This is a genomic window from Streptococcus oralis (assembly GCF_001579175.1).
In the GTDB taxonomy this organism is placed as follows: domain Bacteria; phylum Bacillota; class Bacilli; order Lactobacillales; family Streptococcaceae; genus Streptococcus; species Streptococcus oralis_O.
Genome location: NZ_KQ970761.1, coordinates 25,794 through 29,209 on the forward strand (window position 1 = coordinate 25,794; position 3,416 = coordinate 29,209).

Genomic DNA, 3,416 nt, shown 5'->3' on the forward strand with positions numbered 1-3,416 from the left:
TTACTATTTCTTTGATTTCTCACTTGATTCTGACTACTTCGATTCTTTTGTTGTTTTCTAGGACCATCTTCTTCGTGATCATAATCATCACGTTCTTTGTCTGGTCGAGCTTGTTTTTTACGACGTGTATCCACTGGCGCTTCTTTCGCTACAGGAGCTACTGTTACTGCTGGCTGCGTTTGTTCAGCTAGCTTAGCAGCTTCTTCAAAGATTTCTTCAGGCTCCTTGCGTTTATTAGCTTGAGCCAAGGCTTCTTTAGCAGCTTGTGATTGTTTGAAGCGCTCCTCGCTTGAGCGTGCGTACTCTGCGTTTTGCTCTGCTTTTAGGGCTGCTGCACGGGCTTTAAAGTCAACACGTGGACCAGCTTGTTTTGGCTGGAAGTCTTGTTGCTGACGGCGATCATTGCTACGATTTCCTTGACCTTGTGGTTTCTTCCCTTGGTCGTTAAATCGGCGATTGTCGCGGTTTCCTTGACCAGGTTTACCACCATTACGGCCGTCGTTTTTCGGACGGTTACCGTTTTGTTGTTGGTCACGGTTATTGCCCTTGTTTTGTTTGCGTCGCTCTGCCTGCTCTTTAGCACGTGCCTCACGCTCCGCCTTGAAGTTTCGGCTCTGCGGTCTTGCAGCCACAACTTTTTCTTCCTTAGGAGCTGCAGGTGTAGCTGGTTTGCTCTCTTCCTTTGCGACAGCTAGTTTAGCCGAAACAGACTTTTCCGCTTTCTTTTCTACACTTGCTTTTGGTGCTACAGCTTTTGCTTCTGCCTTAGGAGCAGGTGCAGGTTTAAAGCTAGCCGCGATTTGCTCAGCAGCAGCGGTTTCCACGCTCGATGAGTGGCTTTTCACATCCAAGCCCAACTCTTTTGCACGCGCTACAACTTCTTTACTTTCTTTTCCAAGTTCTTTTGCGATTTCGTACAATCTTTTCTTAGACAAATCATGTCCTCCTCTTCTATTCCATAAGAGACCTCATTTTCTTTGTAAATCCAGCATCTGTCACAGCCAAAACCTTTCTCGATTTTCCGACTGCTATGCTTAATTCCAGTGTTGAAAACACGGTTATAACTTCTACTTGATAATAGTCACTTTTATCTTGAATCTTCTTGGTCAGATTGGGACCAGCATCATGAGCTAGAAAGACTAGCTTGGCTTTCTGATCTTGGATGGACTTGACCACCAATTCCTCACCCGATATGATCCGGCCTGCTCGTTGAGCAAGTCCCAAGAGATTGCTTATCTTTTGCTTATTCAAGTCCTAACTCTCTTCTTTTCACTTTGTGATCCACATAAGCGATCAACTCGTCATAAAAGCTTTCTTCCACTTCCATGTTAAAGCTGCGGTTAAAGACTTTCTTCTTTTTTGCCTCTAGGGCTTCTGCATTGTCTAGCTTGATATAAGCGCCACGGCCATTGGCCTTGCCTGTCGGATCGATAAAGACCTGTCCTTCTTTGTTCTTGACAATGCGGAGCAGATCACGCTTATCAATCACTTCATTGGATACAACAGACTTGCGCAAAGGGATTTTTCTTGTTTTCATCTTTCCCTCCTCTAGCAGCTTTTATTCTTCGATCAATTCGTCCGCAGCTGCGTAATCCACTTGACCTGCTTCTTCCATAGCTTCAAATTCGCTGGCAGACTTGATATCGATACGGTAACCCGTCAAGTGAGCCGCCAAGCGAACGTTTTGTCCACGACGACCGATAGCTAGAGAAAGCTTGTTATCAGGTACAACGACCAAGGCACGTTTGCTGTCATTTTCATCAAAGATAACTTGGTCAACCTCTGCAGGTGCGATAGCATTGTAGATAAACTCAGCTGGATCTGCTACCCACTCGATAACGTCGATGTTTTCTTCGACAGGAATCATGCGGTCGCTCTTGGCGTCGTAGCGAGCTGGGTGGAACTTGCTAGTGATCTTCTTGATATTGGCACCACCACGACCAACGATTGTCCCGATAGCGTCCACGTTTGGATTGTGGCTACGAACAGCAACCTTGGTACGGTCACCTGCTTCACGGGCCACACTCATGATTTCAACAGTTCCGTCATAAACTTCTGGAATTTCTTGCTCCATCAAACGCTTAATCATCTCTGGATGGCTACGACTGACAAAGACGTTGACGCCACGAGGATTGTCTTCAACTTTGTAGACATAAACTTCGATACGATCGTGAGAAGCAAAAACTTCTCCAGGGATTTGATCTTGTTTTGACAATTGGGCTTCGATGCTGCCAAGGTTGACATAGATGAAACGGTTGTCAAAGCGTTCTACAGTACCAGACATGATTTCTTGTTCATGTTCTTTGTATGTATTATAAGTGATGGCACGTGTTTGCTTGCGCATTTTTTCCATAATGGTTTGTTTAGCAGATTGGGCTGCTACACGACCAAACTCAGCTGGTGCTTCTTCAAACTTGATTTTGTCACCAAGCTCATAGGCTGAATTAATGGCAAGGGCATCTTTCAAGCTGATTTCCAAACGGCTATCAAATACTTCATCTACAACTTCACGGACAGTATAGACAGTAAAATCACCTGTTTTTTCGTTGAAGTCAATAGCTACGCTGTCAGATTGACCATAGCGTCTGCGATAAGCGGAACGAAGCGACTCTACTACTGCGTCGATGATGTCTTCTTTTTTGATTCCCTTGTCTTCTTCCAAAATGCGGAAGGCCTCTAGCATTTCTTTACTCATGTTCTTTTTACTTTTGAATCCTCAAAAGCTATCCTTTCTTTTCTATAGTTTTACTGCTAAACGTGCTTTTGATACTAAACTGTATGGAATTTGAACGGTTTTCTTACGTGTCTTGTCCATATATTCCATGGTCAACTCATCCCCTTCAAAGGATACCAAGGTTCCTTCAAAGACTTTTTGCTTATCAATGGCTTGGTAGAGCCCGACATGGATGTATTTTCCAACTGCTCCAGCGACGGCATCCTTGGTTTTCAAAGGACGTTCCAAGCCTGGACTGGTGATTTCTAGGAAATATTGTTCTGGGAAGGGATCGGGCTTGATGGTGTCTAAGACAGGACTGATAATTTCTGTCAGGTCTGCCGTGTCGTTCAAGGTAATTCCTTCAGGTTTATCTACAAAAATACTGAGAATCATGTCACTGCCAATCTTTCCATACTCGATATCCACGAGTTCAAAAGGTGCTTGGATGACAGGTTCTACAACTTCTCTGACTAATTCTACGATTGTTGCGATTGCGTCCACCTCCTCATAAGCAAGAGGCGAAGATATTTCCCCGCCTCTCTTTCTCATATTCTTACTATCAGTATAGCACGTTTGTCAATTTATGTAAAGTATAAGCACTCAAACGGCTGATTTTTAAGCTATTTCTTAAAATTCTGCCTCAACTCGGTAGATTACTTGACCCTTGTTGGAGAATTTTTGCTCATATTCTGTCATGACA

General features: G+C 44.0%; 5 protein-coding genes and 1 pseudogene. All 6 read right to left on the reverse strand.

All coding sequences use genetic code 11. The features are described from left to right. The coding region (locus tag SORDD24_RS08545) for a translation initiation factor IF-2 N-terminal domain-containing protein (RefSeq protein WP_196757293.1) at positions 1 to 935 on the reverse strand (935 nt) is incomplete at its 3' end. A gap of 16 nt (positions 936 to 951) precedes the next feature. Further along, a complete protein-coding gene (locus SORDD24_RS08550; RefSeq protein ID WP_001041403.1) occupies positions 952 to 1,251 on the reverse strand; it encodes a YlxQ-related RNA-binding protein in 300 nt (99 codons plus the stop codon). Further along, positions 1,244 to 1,537 carry an RNase P modulator RnpM gene (gene rnpM / locus SORDD24_RS08555; protein WP_000857560.1) on the reverse strand — a complete coding sequence of 98 codons (294 nt, stop codon included), beginning with the start codon at positions 1,535 to 1,537 and terminating at the stop codon, positions 1,244 to 1,246. Before rnpM ends, SORDD24_RS08550 begins: the two co-directional genes overlap by 8 nt. A 21-nt stretch (positions 1,538 to 1,558) precedes the next feature. Beyond that, positions 1,559 to 2,695 carry a transcription termination factor NusA gene (gene nusA / locus SORDD24_RS08560; protein ID WP_000032277.1) on the reverse strand — a complete coding sequence of 379 codons (1,137 nt, stop codon included), beginning with the start codon at positions 2,693 to 2,695 and terminating at the stop codon, positions 1,559 to 1,561. Between the two features lie 42 nt (positions 2,696 to 2,737). Further along, entirely contained in the window at positions 2,738 to 3,217 is a 480-nt protein-coding gene (gene rimP / locus SORDD24_RS08565) for a ribosome maturation factor RimP (RefSeq protein WP_000338696.1), read from the reverse strand. A gap of 126 nt (positions 3,218 to 3,343) precedes the next feature. Further along, positions 3,344 to 3,416: pseudogene (locus tag SORDD24_RS11800) on the reverse strand (tRNA (guanosine(46)-N7)-methyltransferase TrmB); the annotation flags it as partial.